Origin of the sequence: Photobacterium sp. WH24 (assembly GCF_019204055.1) — a bacterium.
Lineage (GTDB): Bacteria > Pseudomonadota > Gammaproteobacteria > Enterobacterales > Vibrionaceae > Photobacterium > Photobacterium arenosum.
This window is the reverse complement of record NZ_JAGSOZ010000003.1, coordinates 227,279-245,614: the sequence shown is the minus strand read 5'-3', so window position 1 is coordinate 245,614 and position 18,336 is coordinate 227,279. Positions and strand designations below refer to the sequence as shown.

Annotated in this window: 14 protein-coding genes and 2 pseudogenes; 13 read left to right on the top strand and 3 right to left on the bottom strand. The window is 49.0% G+C overall.

All coding sequences use genetic code 11. The annotated features are described in order from the left end of the window. Positions 1-148: 148 nt before the first annotated feature. From hemA to kdsA, 6 genes are all read left to right on the top strand, one after another. Positions 149-1,423 carry a glutamyl-tRNA reductase gene (gene hemA, locus KCG43_RS05915; protein ID WP_192014602.1) on the top strand — a complete coding sequence of 425 codons (1,275 nt, stop codon included), beginning with the start codon at positions 149-151 and terminating at the stop codon, positions 1,421-1,423. A 93-nt stretch (positions 1,424-1,516) separates the two neighbouring features. Continuing rightward, entirely contained in the window at positions 1,517-2,605 is a 1,089-nt protein-coding gene (prfA, locus tag KCG43_RS05910) for a peptide chain release factor 1 (RefSeq protein ID WP_192015032.1), read from the top strand. Further along, the gene (prmC, locus tag KCG43_RS05905) at positions 2,605-3,450 is read left to right on the top strand and encodes a peptide chain release factor N(5)-glutamine methyltransferase (protein WP_218383846.1); all 846 of its coding nucleotides are present in this window, start codon (positions 2,605-2,607) and stop codon (positions 3,448-3,450) included. Before prfA ends, prmC begins: the two co-directional genes overlap by 1 nt. A 50-nt stretch (positions 3,451-3,500) precedes the next feature. Then, on the top strand, positions 3,501-3,881 hold the full coding sequence (locus KCG43_RS05900) for a SirB2 family protein (protein ID WP_192014604.1): 381 nt from the start codon (positions 3,501-3,503) through the stop codon (positions 3,879-3,881). Positions 3,882-3,885: 4 nt separating this feature from the next. Further along, positions 3,886-4,698, top strand: coding sequence for a SirB1 family protein (locus tag KCG43_RS05895; protein ID WP_046221536.1), 813 nt, complete (start codon positions 3,886-3,888; stop codon positions 4,696-4,698). 44 nt (positions 4,699-4,742) lie between these two features. Continuing rightward, a complete protein-coding gene (kdsA, locus tag KCG43_RS05890; RefSeq protein ID WP_218383897.1) occupies positions 4,743-5,594 on the top strand; it encodes a 3-deoxy-8-phosphooctulonate synthase in 852 nt (283 codons plus the stop codon). 143 nt (positions 5,595-5,737) lie between these two features. Here the strand turns inward: kdsA and KCG43_RS21505 are convergent. Both KCG43_RS21505 and KCG43_RS21500 read right to left on the bottom strand, forming a co-directional pair. Further along, a pseudogene (locus KCG43_RS21505) lies at positions 5,738-6,916 on the bottom strand (methyl-accepting chemotaxis protein); the annotation flags it as partial. Further along, a pseudogene (locus KCG43_RS21500) lies at positions 6,911-7,564 on the bottom strand (cache domain-containing protein); the annotation flags it as partial. The pseudogenes KCG43_RS21500 and KCG43_RS21505, both read right to left, overlap by 6 nt. Positions 7,565-8,134: 570 nt before the next feature. Between KCG43_RS21500 and KCG43_RS05880 the strand changes: the two are divergent. From KCG43_RS05880 to KCG43_RS05865, 4 genes are all read left to right on the top strand, one after another. Further along, positions 8,135-8,845 carry a hypothetical protein gene (locus tag KCG43_RS05880; protein WP_218383842.1) on the top strand — a complete coding sequence of 237 codons (711 nt, stop codon included), beginning with the start codon at positions 8,135-8,137 and terminating at the stop codon, positions 8,843-8,845. A gap of 102 nt (positions 8,846-8,947) precedes the next feature. Beyond that, positions 8,948-10,147 (top strand): HAD hydrolase family protein, encoded by a 1,200-nt coding sequence (locus KCG43_RS05875; RefSeq protein WP_192014606.1) that lies wholly within the window; start codon positions 8,948-8,950, stop codon positions 10,145-10,147. Between the two features lie 16 nt (positions 10,148-10,163). Next, positions 10,164-11,096: a DUF6024 family protein gene (locus KCG43_RS05870; protein ID WP_255557881.1), complete on the top strand. Its 933-nt coding sequence runs from the start codon at positions 10,164-10,166 to the stop codon at positions 11,094-11,096. A gap of 308 nt (positions 11,097-11,404) precedes the next feature. Further along, positions 11,405-12,769 carry a Na+/H+ antiporter NhaC family protein gene (locus tag KCG43_RS05865; protein ID WP_192014608.1) on the top strand — a complete coding sequence of 455 codons (1,365 nt, stop codon included), beginning with the start codon at positions 11,405-11,407 and terminating at the stop codon, positions 12,767-12,769. 70 nt (positions 12,770-12,839) lie between these two features. On the opposite strand, the gene KCG43_RS05860 is transcribed toward KCG43_RS05865, so the two are convergent. Further along, positions 12,840-14,723: a methyl-accepting chemotaxis protein gene (locus tag KCG43_RS05860; protein WP_218383838.1), complete on the bottom strand. Its 1,884-nt coding sequence runs from the start codon at positions 14,721-14,723 to the stop codon at positions 12,840-12,842. 619 nt (positions 14,724-15,342) lie between these two features. On the opposite strand from KCG43_RS05860, the gene ushA reads away from it, so the two are divergent. From ushA to KCG43_RS05845, 3 genes are all read left to right on the top strand, one after another. Beyond that, on the top strand, positions 15,343-17,010 hold the full coding sequence (gene ushA / locus KCG43_RS05855) for a bifunctional UDP-sugar hydrolase/5'-nucleotidase UshA (protein WP_218383835.1): 1,668 nt from the start codon (positions 15,343-15,345) through the stop codon (positions 17,008-17,010). Between the two features lie 143 nt (positions 17,011-17,153). Continuing rightward, positions 17,154-17,627 (top strand): Cys-tRNA(Pro) deacylase, encoded by a 474-nt coding sequence (ybaK, locus tag KCG43_RS05850; protein ID WP_218383833.1) that lies wholly within the window; start codon positions 17,154-17,156, stop codon positions 17,625-17,627. A 68-nt stretch (positions 17,628-17,695) separates the two neighbouring features. After that, positions 17,696-18,310: a LysE family translocator gene (locus tag KCG43_RS05845; RefSeq protein WP_192014612.1), complete on the top strand. Its 615-nt coding sequence runs from the start codon at positions 17,696-17,698 to the stop codon at positions 18,308-18,310. The last annotated feature ends 26 nt before the right edge of the window (positions 18,311-18,336 follow it).

Sequence of the window (18,336 nt, the reverse complement as noted above, 5' to 3'; positions counted from 1 at the left end):
TCTGTAAAGTCAGGATTTGTTTTGACGTCAGCGCGATAAAATGATGCGCTGGCAGACAGAATCGAGTCATATCCTTTTATTACGCAGGGTCATCAAGTAAAATGACCTGCTGGATCTTTATCATCGGGTAGTAGGTAACACCATCTCCATGACCTTGCTTGCATTAGGAATCAATCACAAAACAGCGTCTGTAGACCTGCGCGAGCGTGTTGCCTTTTCGCCGGAAAAACTGACCGAAGCCTTGCAGACTCTGGCTCAGCATCCGGAAGTCAACAGTGGTGTGATCGTCTCTACCTGCAACCGTACTGAGATCTATTGTGATGTCAGTCACAGCGGGCCAGGTGTGATGATTGATTGGTTCAGCCGCTTTCATAATCTGTCAGCGGAAGAGCTGATGTCCAGCCTCTATTTCCACGAAGAACAGGCCGCGGTGCGTCACTTGATGCGGGTGGCATGTGGTCTGGATTCACTGGTGTTAGGTGAGCCGCAGATTCTGGGACAGGTCAAGCAGTCCTATTCTGAATCCCGCGACCATGACACTATGGATGGCATGCTGGAGAAACTGTTCCAGAAAGCCTTTTCAGTGGCAAAGCGCGTCAGAACCGAAACGGATATCGGTGGCAATGCGGTGTCGGTTGCCTTTGCCGCCTGCACCCTGGCCAAACAGATTTTTGAGTCGATGAGCGAGGCAAGAGTGCTGCTTATCGGTGCCGGTGAGACCACAGAGCTGGTAGCCCGGCACATGGTTGAACACGGTTGCCGCAGTCTGATGATAGCTAACCGCACCCCGGAGCGTGCTCAGGTGCTGGCTGATGAATTTGGCGCTGAAGTTATTAGTTTGCCGGAGATTCCGGACCATATTCATAATGCAGATATCATTATCAGTGCAACGGCGAGTCCTCTGCCGATTGTGGGCAAAGGAATGGTTGAGAAAGCGCTGAAAAAGCGCCGTCATCAACCCATGTTGCTGGTCGATATTGCTGTACCCAGGGATATCGAAGCTGAGGTCGGTGAGCTTGATGATGCCTATTTATATTCAGTGGACGATTTGGAAAGTATTGTTGAACGCAATCGCGAGCAGCGAAAAGTGGCGGCGATCCAGGCAGAAGCGATAGTCAGTGAAGAAAGTGCCGCATTCATGCGCTGGTTACGCTCACTGGAAGCGGTAGACAGTATCCGCCAGTACCGTTGTTACGCCGATGACATTAAAAATGATTTACTGAGCCGCAGCCTGCAAGCGCTGGCTAACGGCAGTGCACCGGAAAAAGTGCTGGCAGAGCTCAGCAACCGTTTGACGAATAAGCTCATTCATGCGCCGACCAAGGCCATGCAGCAAGCCGCCCATGATGGCGAGCCTGAAAAACTGGCCCTTATTCGTGAAACGCTTGGCTTAGGTGCATTGAAAGACCAGTCGGCTGACTGACTCAGCGTTTTTCACATGCATTAATTTTTATGATCGCGCCTTGCCGAACCGGTTTAAGGCGGATCCTTGTTAGGATCTGATGTTGTACACATGATGAAACCGTCCATTTTAGCGAAATTAGAATCCCTGGTTGAACGCCACGAGGAAGTGCAGCATTTGCTGGGTGATGCCACTATCATTGCCAATCAGGATAAATTCCGGGCTTTGTCTCGTGAATATTCGCAGCTAGAGGAAGTGAGTCAGTGTTTTCGTGCTTACCAGCAGGTGCTGACTGATCTGGAAACCGCGGAAGAAATGGCCGGGGAAGAGGATCCTGAATTGCGCGAAATGGCGCAGGAAGAAATCAAGCAGGCGAAAGAGACTATCGAGCGTCTGGAAGACGAGTTGCAGGTTTTGCTGCTGCCCAAAGATCCCAATGACGAGCGCAACTGTTTCATCGAAATCCGCGCCGGTGCTGGCGGTGATGAAGCCGGTATTTTCGCCGGTGATTTGTTCCGCATGTACAGCAAATTTGCTGAAAGCCGCCGCTGGCGGGTGGAAGTGATGAGCTCGAATCAGGCTGAACACGGTGGCTATAAAGAAATGATCGCCAAGATCAGCGGGGAAGGAGCTTACGGTATTCTGAAATTTGAGTCAGGCGGACATCGTGTTCAACGTGTTCCCGCGACGGAATCCCAGGGCCGTGTTCATACTTCTGCCTGTACTGTGGCAATTTTACCTGAAATCCCGGAAGCGGAAATCCCGGAAATTAATGCCGGTGATTTGAAAATTGATACTTTCCGCGCCTCCGGTGCCGGTGGTCAGCACGTTAACACCACGGATTCTGCCATTCGTATTACCCACTTGCCAACCGGCATTGTGGTTGAGTGTCAGGATGAGCGCTCGCAGCACAAAAACAAAGCGAAAGCCATGTCTGTGCTGGCGGCCCGTATTATCAAGGCCGAGGAAGAGAAGCGTCATGCTGAAGAAGCCAGCACAAGACGTAACCTGCTGGGCTCTGGCGATCGCTCCGATCGCATTCGTACCTATAACTATCCGCAAGGCCGGGTATCTGATCATAGGATCAACCTGACCCTCTATCGCTTGAACGAAGTGATGGAAGGCGAGCTGGAAAGCCTGATTGATCCTGTTGTGCAGGAACACCAGGCGGATTTGCTTGCTGCCATGGCTGATCAGCACTGATGAATCCCGCCATCGACGTTGCACTTAAGCAAGCGGTAACGCAACTGATGAACGCCGGCTCTGACAGTCCGCAGCTTGATGCTGCGGTCTTGTTGTGTCATGTGCTGGATAAGCCCCGCAGCTACCTGCTGACCTGGCCTGAAAAAGTGCTGACTGACGAGCAGTCCGCTGCGTTTTCAGCGCTGCTGGCGCGTCGTGAATCGGGCGAACCGGTCGCCTATATCACAGGTGAACGTGAGTTCTGGTCACTGCCGCTGAAAGTGGCGCCCCATACTTTGATCCCGCGTCCGGATACGGAACGACTGGTGGAAGCGGCGCTGGAGAAAATGCCTGCAGCGGCGTCGGTACTTGATTTAGGTACGGGAACCGGGGCGATTGCTCTGTCTCTGGCCTCTGAGCGCCCGGATTGTCAGTTCACTGGCATCGACTTGCGCCCGGAAGCGGCGGCACTGGCGGAAGAAAATCGGCGTGCGTTGCAATTGCAGAATGTACGTATTTTATGCGGCAGTTGGTTTAATCCATTGCCGGAAAATGCACGTTTTGATGTTATTGTCAGCAATCCCCCTTATATTGATGCCAACGATCCGCATCTCGCAAGAGGGGATGTGCGATTCGAACCCCGAACCGCATTGGTCGCAGAAGACGCTGGCCTGGCGGACATTCGTCATATTTGTTCACAAAGCCGGACATTTTTAACGCCTGGTGGCTGGTTACTGCTGGAGCATGGCTATCAGCAGGGCGAGGCCGTACGGGGCATTTTTTCTAATTTAGGTTATCAACAAGTGATAACCGCTCAGGATTATGCAGGACAAGACAGGGTAAGCTTAGGCTGCTGGTCTGTCTGAGGCCGTCTGGCCATTCATGATTCGAAGGAAACGATAAAGAGAAAAACCAGATGTACATAGCATTAAAACATTTTCACCTGACCATTATCGCCATGAGCGTGTTGTTATTTGTAGTGCGATTTGGCCTGATGATGGCAGATTCAGCACTGATGCAGAAAAAAGCCCTGAAAGTAACGCCCCATGTGGTCGATACCTTTTTGTTGCTGAGTGGCGTCGCACTGGTGGTGTACACTGGCTTTACTCCTTTCACAGCAGGCGCAGGCTGGCTGAATGAAAAGCTGACCTGTGTGCTGGCCTACATTGCGCTTGGCTTTTTCGCGCTGAAATACGGCAAGAACAAAGTGTTTAAAACCTTTGCTTTTTTCGGTGCTTTAGGTTGGCTGGCAATGGCCGGCAAACTGGCGGTGACTAAAATGCCGTTGCTGGGGTAAAGACATGTATTTCTCAGATGAAGACAGAGATTTCGAAGCGTCTGCACTGGTAGAGGGAGCTATTGAGATCATGGTGGATCTGGAGCCGGATTTTCCAGTTGCCTGGGTACGCCATCAATTACAAAAAATGGCAAAAGATGTCGAGGCGGCACTGATGTCAGAAACCAATCCCCATCTGCGATTAGAAGGGTTGCTGCGCCTGTTTTACCGCGAGTGGGGGTTCTGTGGTGATCGCCATCAGTACTATGCGGCTGAAAATGCCTATCTGGACAAGGTGATTGAGCGTCGTAAAGGCATTCCGGTCAGTCTGGGAGCCATTATGATTTATCTGGCTCAGCATCTGGAGTTACCTGTCACCGGTGTGGCTTTTCCCACTCAGTATATTCTGCGTGTCGACTGGCCCAACAGTGAGCCTCAGTTTATTAATCCGTTTGACGGTGAATTTGTCAGCCGCCAGACACTCAGTGCCTGGCTGCGTGGGCACAAAGGCCCGCTGGCACCCTGGCGCGAAAGCTATCTCACCACCACCAGCCATACGGATGTGCTGGCACGATGGCTGACGGTGCTAAAAAGTGCTTTGCTGCGAGAAGAGCAATACGCTGATGCATTACGCTGCAGCGATCTGGCCCTGTCGCTGCGGCCGGGTGATCCCCATGAAATTCGCGATCGCGGCTATATTTATCAGCAATTAGAGTGTAGTCATGCCGCTGCTATGGACTATGCCTATTTTATTGAGCAGTGTCCGGAAGATCCGGCCGCAGAATTGCTGAAACTGCAAGTGAAAGTCTTGAATGCAAACCCGCAGGTCCTTCACTGATAGCCTGCGGAACAGACTAAATGACAGAGAAGAAGAGTAGCATCATGGAACAGAAAGTGGTTCGTATTGGCGACATTGATGTCGCTAACGACAAAGCCTTTGTGCTGTTTGGTGGCATGAACGTGCTGGAGTCGCGTGATCTTGCGATGCAGATCTGTGAGCACTATGTCAAAGTAACGGAAAAACTGGGCATTCCTTATGTATTTAAGGCTTCCTTTGATAAGGCGAACCGTTCTTCGGTCCATTCTTATCGTGGTCCCGGTATGGAAGAAGGCCTGAAAATCTTTCAGGAGCTGAAAGATACCTTTGGCGTGAAAATCATCACTGATATTCATGAACAATATCAGTGCCAGCCTGTTGCCGAGGTGGTGGATGTGATTCAGCTGCCGGCATTTCTCGCTCGTCAGACCGATCTGGTTGAAGCGATGGCAAAAACCGGTGCCGTTATCAACGTGAAGAAACCTCAGTTTATGAGCCCGGGTCAGGTGGGTAATATCGTTGAGAAGTTTGCTGAATGTAACAACGACCAGATTATTCTCTGCGAGCGTGGTGCGCTGCACGGTTACGATAACCTGGTCGTGGACATGCTGGGCTTTGATGTCATGAAGAAAGCCTCGAAGGGCAGTCCGATCATTTTTGACGTCACCCACGCACTGCAGTGCCGTGATCCACTGGGTGCCGCCTCCGGTGGTCGCCGTGAGCAAACTGTTACGCTGGCGCGTGCAGGTATGGCGGCGGGAATCGCCGGTCTGTTCATGGAAGCGCACCCCAACCCGGATGCCGCTCGCTGTGATGGCCCTTCTGCATTCCCTATGGATAAGCTGGAGCCCTTCCTTGCTCAGATCAAACAGCTTGATGATCTGGTGAAAAGTTTCGAAGCCATCGACATTGCATAAGGCTGTTACTGGCAGAACCTGATCAGGGTGACTACCGGAGACGACCTGAGACAAACGATCAGAGAACAACGAAAGGGGGTGTCATGACTGACACCCCCTTTTTTGTTTTCTTTGTTCTATTTATTTTATCCGCTTAACGGCTCTTATAACTTAAAGCGGCTGATTTCCTGCTGTAGCTCGTGAGACAGCTCTGACAGCTGAGAAGCCTGCTGTGCCGCTTCACTTGCTTCCTGAGCCAGCTCGTTAGAGACATCCCGGATGCCCTCAGTGTTACGCGTGATCTCAGAGGTCACAGAAGACTGTTCTTCTGCGGCAGAAGCTATCTGAGTTGCCATGTCACTGATATTGGTAATTGCCGAGATGATTTGCGCCAGACTGGCAGAAGCGGCATTGGCATCATCCACACTGGTTTCAGCTAAACGGCGACTGTCGCCCATAATGCCGACAGCACGTCCTGTCGTTTGTTGCAGGGTTTCAATCATTTGCTGAATTTCCTGCGTAGAAGCATGGGTACGCTGGCTCAGTACCCGCACTTCATCTGCCACTACGGCAAACCCGCGACCTTGCTCACCTGCACGGGCGGCTTCAATGGCAGCGTTGAGCGCCAGCAGGTTGGTTTGTTCAGCAATATTCTGAATGGTCGACAGAATCGTGGTAATGCTCTGCGCATGGGTATTGAGCTCGCCAATGACGTCTGTCGCTGTTTCCACTTCGCCGGCCAGATTGGTAATAGAATGCTGGCTTTGGTCGACCTGCTCGGCACCGTGCTCTGCCGCCTGAACCGTTTCGGTCGAGGTACGTGCCGTGTTATCAGCATTACCGGCAATTTCCTGTGTGGCAGCCGCCATTTCATTGATGGCAGTTGCCACCATGTTGATTTCATCCTGCTGGTGGCGGATTCGAGTGCTGCGCTCTTCTGCTTGTGAGGCCGTTTGATGTGCCTGCAACGTCAGCGAGTGAGAAACATCGCGCAGACGCGTTACCATGCCATGCATGTTACCGACAAAGCGGTTGAAGTTATGTGCCAGTTGGCCGACTTCGTCGTCGCTGCGTGGTTCAAGGCGCTGGGTCAGATCACCTTCACCCGTTGCAATCTCGGCCAGTGCATCAGACACACGGCTCAGGTCGCGGAACAGGAATCCGACCAGCCAGGCAACAGCTGCCAGAACGATCAAAGTAATAAGGATGGAGGTGATGATCAGGCGGCTCAGCAGTTGACTCTGGCTGGCTTCTTCGGTGGCCTTGTCCATTTCCAGGCCAAGAATCCATGGCGTGCCGGGAACTTGCGCAAAGTACAACAGTTTATCCGCACCCTGAATCGTCTGATTCAATACCGTTCTGTTGCTTACCGAGCGCTGAATCTGGCTGATGCTCAGGTCTTCAGTGTAACCATTGATAGGTTTCAGTAGCAAAGACTGATTAGGGTGGGCCAGGAACGTATTATCCTGGGTGTTGATGAGCATGGCGTAGGCATTTTTACCTGCATCCAGGCTGATCACATCGGAAATCAGTTGATCAATCAGTACATCGGAGCCAATAACGGCTGCAAGCTGGCCATTCTTTTTGACAGGCTCAGCCAGAGTCACCAGTAACGCGTTAGTAATGGCATCACGATAGGCGGTTGTAATAATAGGTTTGTTAGCCGATTTGGCATCTATATACCAGGGACGCTGGCGGGGATCGTAACCTGCCCGGTTTCGCTCAGGGTAGGAGCGGAACATGTCACCGGCGGACGTGCCGAAATACATTTCATCAAAGCCACCGGCAATGCGAGCCTGCTGCAGGTATGGCACAGGATCTGAGGTTTCCAGGTAAGGTTTGATAGCACTGGTGATACTGCGACGGATCTCAATCCAGTCACTGATCCCTTTAGTCGCTGTTTTGCTCAAGCTGTCGGCACGGCTAAAAATGCTGTTTTGTGTCTGTTGATAAAGTTGGTTTGCGGCCAGCCATGTCAGCGCGGTTGCCATAACCACGACGGCAGATAAGCTGGCTCCTATGAGTTTTTGTTTTAGGGTCAGTTTCATGATGAGTCTCAATGGATGGAACAGAAGCTGATATCAATGTTTTTACTTTTCGTTGCACAAAAAATGTGACAAATGAGGAAAAACAGTACGGAGAATTCTATATAGCTATACGACGGTTGTATATGGAAATTTAACTTTTTAACATGACTGATTATTGACGCTTTTTTGGTTGAAAATTTGTCACTTTGAGGTGCTTGCAGCGGGTGTTAAGACGGAAAGGATAAGATGAAGGAGAATATTTTGTTTAACATGAGCTTACAGTTGTAACAACTATTGCATCTGATAAAAAACGTAAAAATGAAACAATATATTATCGGAGCTTTATTAGTGACATGAAACACAGCAAAGTAACTTGTGTTTAAATATCTGATTTCCATGATTATAGTTATTTAATATTTAAATTGTTATCAATGGGTAAAATAACGTCTTAATTATCAATAAGTGCACTCTGTTGACTATTGTCATAGTTGAATATAGCATCCGTTGTTTTGGTCATATAACAAGGATGTAACAATGGATATAAAGACAAATTATGAAGACGGGAAACGCCCGCAACTCGTTATGTTTACCGGTGGAAGAGACAGTACTCTTGCCGCCAGTTATTTAATGTTAAACGGCATTCCGGTTCACTTATTTACTGCCAATAGTGGTTGTGGGCTACATAGAAAACTATTGCCTTTACGTGTGGAAGAATTAAAAAACAGATTTGGTGATTTGGTAGTAACACATCAAGTGGTTGATATTAGTGGTAGTTTCAGAAGTATTGCGATAGAGAATATTGAAAGCGATTTTGCCAGGTACAAGAAGAACCTGATATTACTGGGTGAAAAAATGGCGATTCATGCCCACGTTATTGATTATTGTACAAGGAATGGTATTGAAGTGATCAACGATGGCATCGTTGAATATCAAAAAGAATTTCCAGAGCAACGTTTAGTGGCGAAAGACTATTTCGTTGATTATATGAAACGGTTTGGTATTACGTATAACAGCCCTATTTATCATATGGCTCAGTCACAAGATGAAGTAAAGTACCGTTTACTGCAATTAGGACTGTCGACAAAATCACTGGAAGGTGTGTCGATTTTTGGCGATTCAGCGACCATTGCTTCCGATGAAACGATTTTGGAATATTTGGCTGAAAAGGAAAGTCTGTGTGATGACATCATTCATTTTCTGTCAGGTAGCCTTAAAAACTACCAAGAATTGAGACAAGCTTCCTGAATGTATTGATACATCTGTATCCATATGTTTAACAATGCATTATCCATCTAAGAGTGTTGTTAATACAGCACTCTTATTGATTTGCGAAAAGTGACGCTGAAAATGAAAACGATAAGAAAATATGCTGCGGCTATATGCCGGGCAGGACAAATATTACTGGTCAGAAAAAAAGGGACAGATATGTTTATCTCTCCAGGGGGTAAACCCGAAGCCGGTGAAACAAAAAAGGAATGCCTTGAGCGGGAGTTAGGTGAAGAGCTTGGCGTAAGCCTGGTGAGAGCTGAGTATTTGGGTACTTTTACACGAAAGAGTGCTTTTGAAGATGCCTTGGTGGAGATTGATGTTGATACTGTGACAATATTTGGTCTGCCAAAGCCATGTTCTGAAATTGAAGAGATAGCCTGGGTTGATGGAGAACACTTGGCAAATGGCATGGCGGTGGGCAGTATTTTTGCTATTGATGTTATTCCTTCTTTGATCAGAGATGGATTAGTCAGGCAATCAGCAAAGAAAATCAATAAGGCACTTCCCAACATGCTGGTGTTTGATATTGACGGCACGATTGCCGACGGCGGAGTCGTCAGTAACAAAATGAAAGCAGCGCTCCAAAAAATCAAACAAGATCCGTCATCCCGTTTGGCATTTGCTACATCCCGTGCTCCCAGAGGAGCCAGAAAAGCATTAGGCGATCTGATCAGTGAAGTCCCTGTTATCTGCTGTAATGGTTCTATCATATTAGATGAAACACAGAAGCAGACTTTTGTGTCCGGTTTGTCGCAACAAGACGTGAATACCATTGTTCAGTTCCTGGAAGAAAATGGTGTGAGCTACTTTCTGGAGTACGGGGATAAGTTTGCGATTCATGGTGACGAGTCATTGTATCCGGAAATGCTTGCCTATGAAGATAAACTGACGCTGGACAAAGAGAGCCCGTGGTGGGATCAGGGGGTGATAAAAATATCTTGTCGCTCAGCGAATATTCAGAAAAAAATCATGCCACTGTATAAAGATATCAGAGATGGGGTCGCATTTAACTTTCATGGTGATGATACCGCAGAGCTGAATTGCTACTTTACAGATAAATACAAAGCACTGAGTTTAGTCAGCGGAATCGAGCACTCTAACCTTATCTGTTTCGGCAATGATGACAATGATTTTACTTTGTTATCGAATGCTTCTGAAGGTTATGTCATAGGCGATGAGCTGGTTGGATTAGAAAACAGCATGAACGTGTCACGTTTGAGCCGAAATGATGACCTAATTATTGATATTATCAGTCAGCGCTTAGAAGGGCATAAATAAAGTGACTGAGACAATCATGTTGTCAGACTCCTCGTCTGTACACCCGGATCTCGTCAAATCGTTTAGAGCGGATCTGAAAGGAAAAGCATACTATAAAACGTATTACCAACTGAAATTGGATGTTAAGGAAAAACTGAAAAACATATATTGCCCTGAGCATGATGTATTCATGTTTACCAATACAACGGAGTGTCTGGTCAATTTGTTATTTGCTTGCCAGTTAAATAATCTTGGGATCAATATTGATACTAAGGGTGAGCAGCACTATCCGCAATACCATCATTTATTTCAATTGTTCTCTGAAATGAATACGAGCAGTGAGTGTCCTGAGATACAGCTGGTGACGCATCTGTCGCCAGTGACAGGCAATCTTCTGGATTTAAGTCAGTTGAATGGTCATTCAATACTGGCAGTAGATGGTGCGCAGACATTTGCTACCGTGCACCATAGCGATCTTATTAAACACTCTGATGTCTTCTTTGCACCTCTTCATAAGCATGCCGGGTTACATATTGGTATTGCTTTGATAGGTATTAAACGTTCCCATCCGTTAAATCAGGTTCTCAGCAGTACGCTGGAAACAGCCAGCTCAGGAGCTCGTTCATTGCTGGATTTAATCGCGCTGGAAAAGCGGCTGTCCTCCGCTCCGCCGCAATGTTTCAATAAGGCTTTTATCCATATCTCACCCAGAATCCAGGCCCTGCTCAATCTGAACGGTGTAACAGTGATTTCTTCCGATAACAGCCACATGGTCGTGATTGAGTGCCAGTCGGCAGTATTAAGGCAGAAGCTGGCTGCATTTTTTTCATGTCAGCCGATAAAAAACACCGATCGCCTTCGTATTTCAGTCAACCACATGACGGATGACAGACACCACAGTGTTGATTTTTCTGAGTTGTTTTATCAGTCACTCAGGTTAATCCTCGATGAGGATAACCATGATAAGTAAAGGACATTATCTGGGGCAGGCCTGATGCAGCCGACACCTTTTCCATAGCGGTGATTGGCTATCTCATCGCAGACCAAAGCTCAGTCTGTTTGCTCATCTTGGTTTATTGCTGATTGTTATCAGTGGTTTAATGAATGTAAGGCATAGGACGAGAATGCTAGCTAGACGGGCAAGGCACAGGTGACAGGGGGCAGGATAAATATTCTGACTATTAATTGCATATAGATGTTTAGACGTCTGGATGTTGACACGTTTGGATGTAAGTTTTAGGCTATGCGACCAATTCGGAATAATACCCTGTAGAGATAATGTCGCACGCCAAACCACACACACTTTCAGACTCACCGTCTCCTTCTGCTCTGGCACTGCTGCCTTTGGCTGTTTTTCTGTCTCTCTTTATTGGTGTAGGCAGCTACCTGACCTGGCAGGGTGTTGATTTTGCCTTCTATCAGTTACCGGCCCCTGTTGCGGCTTTGCCTGCAATACTGATTGCTATTGTGTTGAGCAAAGAGGCGCTCAATAAAACCATTGAAGATTTCATGCGTGGTGTGGGTCACAGCGATATCATAGCCATGTGTATGATTTATTTGCTGGCCGGCGCGTTTGCAGCAGTGGCTAAAGCAACGGGTGGGGTTGATGCTACCGTCAATCTCGGTTTATCTTTATTGCCACCCAGCCTGATATTGCCGGGTATTTTTGTCATCGCGGCCTTTATTGCCACGGCAATGGGAACCTCTATGGGCACGATTGCAGCGGTGGCGCCTGTGGCGTTGGGTATTGCAGATACGGCCGATCTGGATATCGCTCTGACAGCCGGTGTGGTGCTCAGTGGTGCCATGTTCGGCGATAATTTGTCGATTATCTCTGATACCACTATCGCCGCAACCCGCTCTCAGGGCTGTGCGATGCGCGATAAGTTCCGCGAGAACATCGCGATTGCGCTGCCAGCGGCGCTGGCGGCCATCTTGCTGTTTCTTTTCCACTCCTCACCGTCTGAAGCACCGACTGTCACCAGCATAGAATGGCTCAAGGTCTTGCCCTATATCACGATTCTGGTACTTGCTGTGTCCGGTGTTAATGTTTTTGTTGTACTGAGCCTGGGCATTATTCTGGCTGGCGGTGTGGGTTTATTGTCAGTGTCTGATTACAGTCTGGCTAGCTGGAGCAAAGATATCTATACCGGGTTTGGCAACATGCAGGAAATCTTCCTGTTATCTCTGCTGATTGGCGGTATGAGCGAACTGATGCGTCGTCAGGGAGGGCTGGCATTTCTGACACTGTTAGTCAGTAAACTGATCGGCGGTTTCAGTAAAAAATCAGGCGGTGATCAGTCGCAAAGAGCGAGCGAAATGGGCATTGCGGGGCTGGTCAGCCTGACCAATGTCTGCACGGCCAACAACACTGTGGCTATTATCGTCGCAGGCGGCGTTGCCCGTGAACTGGCAGAACAAAATGCAGTGACGCCACGTCGCTCTGCCAGCTTGCTGGATATATTCTCATGCGTTATTCAGGGTGTGCTGCCTTATGGTGCGCAGGCGCTGTTGCTGGGTTCTGTCTTTGGGCTGTCGCCATTAGCGGTTGTCAGCCATTCCTATTATTGTTTCTTTCTGGCTGCCAGTGCGCTGATCGCAGTGTTTGTGAAGCATCAGCAGCGCCAGGCCGTAACCGCCTAAACGCAGGCGTATCCTCAAATAAAAACACCCCGATTCGGGGTGTTTTTTTGGAAAGCAACTGAGTCGCAGACTACAGCTTAAAGCGGCTGATTTCCTGTTGTAGCTCATGCGACAGTTCAGACAACTGCGCGGCCTGTTGTGCTGCGACACTCGCTTCCTGAGCCAGATCGTTAGAAACGTCCCGGATACTTTCAGTATTCCGGGTGATTTCTGATGTCACAGAGGATTGCTCTTCCGCAGCCGATGCAATCTGTGTTGCCATATCACTGATATTGGTAATCGCAGAAATTATCTGTGCCAGGCTGGCTGAAGCGGAATTAGCGTCATCCACACTGGTTTCCGCCAGACGGCGACTGTCACTCATAATACCGACGGCACTGCCTGTTGTTTTTTGCAGAGTTTCAATCATTTGCTGAATTTCCTGTGTCGAGGCATGTGTACGCTGGCTCAGCACGCGCACTTCATCGGCAACCACAGCAAAACCACGACCTTGTTCGCCGGCACGGGCGGCTTCAATCGCGGCATTCAGTGCCAGCAGGTTTGTTTGTTCAGCAATGTTTTGAATGGTTGACAGAATCGTGGTGATGCTCTGCGAGTGATGATTCAGTTCACTAATGACCTCTGTTGCCGTTTCTACTTCGCTGGCCAGACTGGTAGTTGAACTCTGACTCTGATCGACTTGCTCGGCACCATGCTGTGCAGCCTCAACGGTCTCTGCCGATGTTTTGGCCGTATTATCAGCATTGCCGGCGATTTCCTGTGTGGCTGCAGCCATTTCGTTTATGGCGGTCGCAACCATGTTGATTTCATCCTGCTGGTGGCGAATGCGGGTGCTGCGCTCTTCCGCCTGAGAAGCCGTCTGATGTGCCTGAGAGTTCAGTGACTGAGAGACATCCCGCAGGCGCATTACCATGCCGTGCATGTTGCCGACAAAACGGTTGAAATTATGGGCCAGCTGGCCGACTTCGTCATCGCTGCGTGGCTCCAGACGCTGGGTCAGATCGCCTTCACCCGTCGCAATTTCAGCCAGTGCTTCAGACACCCGGCCTAGATCACGAAACAGGTAACCGACCAGCCAGGCCACAGCCGCCAGCACAGCCAGCGTAATCACGATTGAAGCAAGGATCAGCCGGGTCAGCAGCTCGCTCTGGCTGGCTTCTTCCGTCGCTTTGTCCAGTTCCAGACCTAAAATCCACGGTGTACCAGGGACTTCGGTAAAGTAGAGCAGCTTCTCCTTCCCTTTGATGGTTTCATTGACAAGGGTTCGGGTGCTGACCGCTTGATGAATGATGCTCATGCTTAATGCCGAATCGTATTTGTTGATGGATTTAAGCAGTAGCGTTTTGTTTGGGTGTGCTAAAAATGTGTTGTCCTGAGTATTGAGCAGCATTGCATAAGCATTATCACCGGCATCCATGCTGATCACATCTGAAATCATCTGATCAATCAGGACATCAGAGCCGATGACAGCAACCAACTGCCCATTTTGCTTCACAGGCTCAGCCAGTGTCACCATAGGCGCATTGGTAATCGCATCCAGATAGGCCGTGGTAATGATCGGTTGATCTGCTTTTTGAGCATCCGTGTACCAAGGGCGGACGCGGGGATCATAGCCAGCGCGGTTGCGCTCCGGATTAGAACGAACCATGTCTCCGGCTGGCGTACCGAAGTAGGTTAAATCAAAGCTGCCGGCATCTCGGGCCTGTTGCAGGTAAGGGACAGGTTCTGCAACGGTTACATAAGGTTTGACGGCACTGGTAATATCACGTCGAATATTAATCCAGTCGCTGATCCCTTTGGTTGCTGTTTTGCTCAGGCTGTCAGCCCGGTCAAAAATGCTGTTTTGGGTTTGTTCATGAAGTTGGCTTGCAGCCAGCCAGGTCAGAGCGGTAGCCATAACAACAACGGCAGATAAGCTAGCGGCTATGAGTTTTTGTTTTAGGGTTAGTTTCATGAGTGGTCTCAATGGATGGAACAGAATCTGATCACCATGATCTTTCATTATGTTGCATATAAATGTGAAAGATGGGGCAGGGAAACAACATTTGAATTCAATATCTTTAAACGACGGCCATATCCATAAACTTAAATATTAGGTGTAACTAATATTACCGTTTTTTTGGGTTAAAAGTTTGCCGGGAAAGCTTAAATGATAAATATGTGATTAATTATCTTGGTTGATGGCCTGTTTGGTGAATAAAAAGCGGTTCAAACATTTTCGTTTTATTTAGGGGCATGATGTATGGAAGCTTGTGTTTTTTGGAGAGGTGGGCATGTTTCCTTAGATAGGAGGTATTTATCAGCAATCCTGTAACGTCATGATGCCGGGTTCTGTATGTTATCTCGATTCCAGTGTTTGGGTCAGATACTGAAAGTCGCGTTTTCTGATATGAACCTGGTGTATGCCATTCAAAAATAAAAATGATATCGATTGCATAGTGATCCAATTAACACTATGGTGAAATCGCCTGCCACCTGGCATTTGATTACTTTACACTGAGCACTGTTTTTGGCCACAACCACCGCCAAGGAAAGGAGGTGAGCCATGAGAGTTGACTGTGTAAGGTGATGAAATGAAAAATAAAATGTTTACCCGCACTGCCTTGTCAGCGGGATTGCTAATGGTATTGGCTGGCTGTGCGAGCCAGGAACAAGCCGACACCTGGCAATCAGACCAGACCTACAAGCTGACAATTCTTCATACCAATGATCATCATGGCCGTTTCTGGCACAACCGTGACGGTGAATACGGTATGGCTGCCCGCAAGACCTTGCTGGATGACCTGAGAGAAACCGTGACAGAAGAAGGCGGCACCAGCCTGTTACTGTCTGGTGGCGATATCAACACAGGCGTGCCTGAGTCGGATCTGCAGGATGCGGAGCCCGATTTTAAAGGCATGAACATGCTTGGCTATGATGCGATGGCTGTGGGTAACCATGAATTCGATAACCCGCTCGATGTGCTGCGCAAACAGGAAGGATGGGCAAACTTCCCTATGCTGTCAGCCAACATTTATGACAAGGCGACAGGCAAGCGTTTGTTCCAGCCGTACCAGATTTTCGAGCAGCAGGGGATCAAAATTGCCGTTATCGGTCTGACGACAGAAGATACCGCGAAAATCGGTAACCCGGAATACATTGGCGGCATTGAATTTCGCGATCCAAAAGCCGAAGCTAAAGCTGTCATCGCCGAGCTGAAAGCAACGGAAAAGCCGGATCTCATTATTGCGGCTACCCACATGGGCCACTATGCCAATGGTAAGCATGGTGTCAATGCGCCGGGTGATGTTGCCCTGGCGCGTTATCTTGAACCGGGCGATCTGGACTTGATCGTCGGTGGTCACTCTCAGGAGCCTGTCTGTATGGAAGGGCCGAATGTGGCGAACCCATCTTTCAAACCGAGTGACGATTGCAAACCGGATCAGCAGAATGGCACCTGGATTGTGCAGGCGCACGAGTGGGGCAAGTATGTGGGCCGGGCGGATTTTGAGTTCAGAAACGGTGAGCTGAATATGGTCAGCTACGATCTGATCCCGGTTAACCTGAAGAAGAAAATCAAGCTGGCTGACGGCCAGTCGGAAAAAGTCTTTATTGAGCAGGAGATCCCTCAAGATGCCACGGTGAAAGCTTTCTTAACGCCATACCAGGAGCGCGGACAAGCAAAACTCAATATCAAGATTGCCCAGTCAAACGGCAAACTGGAAGGCGACCGGAGTGTAGTGCGTTTTCAGCAGACAAATCTGGGACGTTTAATTGCCGCCTCTCACATGCAGCGTGCCAAAGCTGATTTTGCGGTCATGAACTCAGGCGGCGTCCGTGACTCTATTCCTGCCGGTGATATTACTTATAAAGATGTGCTGAAAGTACAGCCATTTGGCAATATGGTGACCTATACCGATATGACAGGGGCCGAAGTGCTGGACTACCTGGGTTCTGTTGCGACTAAGCCCGTCGACTCGGGGGCATATGCGCAGTTCTATGGTGTCACTATGGATATCCGGGACGGTAAAGTCAGCAATGTTAAGATTGGTGGCAAAGCTTTGGTACCAGGCAACACCTACCGGTTTACTGTGCCCAGTTTTAATGCCGCCGGTGGCGATGGATACCCTAAACTGGTTGATCATTCCGGTTACGTGAATACCGGATTTGTTGATGCAGAAGTGCTGAAAGACTACCTAGAAGCCAGCAGCCCGATTAATGTTCATGCGTTCGATCCTAACGGTGAGATTGTGTACCGTTAATCGGTACTGAAACTCTGCGCTGAAGACTAAAGCTCACTTGTTCTGGCAGGTGAGCTTTTTTATTGCTGTCTGTGCCGGTACTGGCTTGGCGTGAAGATACCTGTTAGCTATAGTGGGTAACGATAATTATGCCGGAGGACAGGATGACACCCGCTATAAATCTCGCAAAGAAGCACAAAATTGCTCATAAAGTCCATCAGTATATGCATGATCCGAACAATACCAATTTCGGTCTGGAAGCGGCAGAGGTGCTGGGGCAGGATCCGGCCCGGGTGTTCAAAACCCTGCTGTTTTCCTGCAATGGCGATCCCAGGCAACTGGCGGTGGCTATTGTGCCGGTAGCTGGCATGCTGGATCTGAAATCGGCGGCAAAAGCCGCAGGGGCCAAAAAAGCCGAAATGGCCGATCCGACCATAGCCGAAAAAACAACGGGATATATTGTTGGCGGGATCAGTCCCTTAGGCCAGAAAAAACGCTTGCCCACTTTTCTTGATGACTCGGCCAAGGACTATGACACTATCTGTGTCAGTGCGGGTCGGCGAGGATTGGAAATAGAACTGGCGCCCAAGGATCTGTTGCAACTGACCAATGGTCAACTGGCGGCGTTAGCCCGCTAATTATTCCAGCCACTTATAACCACTTATTTAATTTACGACAGGCTGAGTATTGGCCGCAGGAGACAAGGATGACGTTCAGTATCTGGCTTTCATTACTGATGATTTGTATGTTGGGGGCAATGTCGCCCGGACCCAGTTTAGCGGTTGTGGCTAAACACAGTCTGGCGGGCGGGCGCTTACATGGTATTGTCACCTCCTGGGCCCATGCATTTGGCGTTGGCGTGTATGCGTTACTGACGCTGCTCGGGCTGGCTGTTGTCCTCAAACAGTCGCCAGCACTCTTTCAGGTCATGACCTATTCAGGAGCGGCTTACCTGGCGTATTTGGGGATCAATGCCCTGCGTTCGAAAGGGGGAGTGGCGGCAAAACTGGCAGCAGGCGAATCTGCAAGCATGGCTAGTGCAGCCCGGGACGGACTGATGATCTCTGTGCTGAATCCCAAACTCGCGCTGTTTTTTCTCGCCTTGTTCAGCCAGTTTGTGGCCGTTGGGAGTGCTATGAGCGATAAAGTGATTATTGTCGCTACACCATTATTGGTGGATGGCCTCTGGTACACACTGATTGCCCTGGTTCTGTCCCGACCAGCGGTGCTGGAAACGCTGAAAACACGCGCCCAGCTGATCGATCGTTTGTCCGGCGTGGTGCTGATTATGCTGGCACTCAGAGTGGTGTGGCAGGGATAGGCACACTGCCACCCGTTGCTAATGTT